At 54.4% G+C, this 625-nt stretch carries 1 protein-coding gene; it reads right to left on the bottom strand.

Annotation, left to right across the window (positions count from 1 at the left end):
* On the bottom strand, positions 1-625 hold a 625-nt coding region (locus WH277_RS00190; protein ID WP_445235285.1), incomplete at both ends, for a helix-hairpin-helix domain-containing protein.

Below are 625 nucleotides of genomic sequence, written 5' to 3'. Positions count from 1 at the left end.
CCCATGAATAAGTTGCCGCACTTCTGGATGTTGTAGGAAATTGATAATTTTTTGCGCCAGCGCGCCACCAATACCAGGTAACGTCTGCCATTCCTCTACCGAGCGTGACAATAGCTGCGACCAGCTATCATCTGCGAGTGTATTCATGGCCTTCTCAGGGATCGGAACACCTAATGCCCGGACCCAACGCTTGAATGGCCGCTGTCGACTCAAGCGGAATTGCTGCCAGAAAAGATGAGCTCTCGCCTCCCCGATTCCAGGAACTACCTTCAGCTGTTCCAGCGACAATCCCAGCCATGAAAACAGGTGTGTTAGATAGCCCGACTGAAGCAACTGCTGCCAGCTCTGACGCCCCAACCCCGTCAGATTAAGCACAGACTTACTGCTCAACCATTCCAGCCGTGCAAGGAACTGCTGCCGACACTCAGGTGTCAGATGGAGGCAACTAAGTTGACTGAAATATGTCGCATCAGGAAACTGAGGATACTCTCGCTGCGCCACCCGCCACAGCACCTCATTCAGACGCGGGATCCCCTGGCCCGCCAGATCAATGCTCACATGGTCTCCGGCGATCACATTCCATTGCCGCCAGCGTGACACTGAGCCGACGTTCACCCGACTAATG

It is taken from the genome of Erwinia sp. MYb416, assembly GCF_037479575.1.
Classification (GTDB): domain Bacteria; phylum Pseudomonadota; class Gammaproteobacteria; order Enterobacterales; family Enterobacteriaceae; genus Erwinia; species Erwinia rhapontici.
Note: the sequence above shows the minus strand (reverse complement) of the source record. Positions and strands in the feature narration are given on the sequence as shown.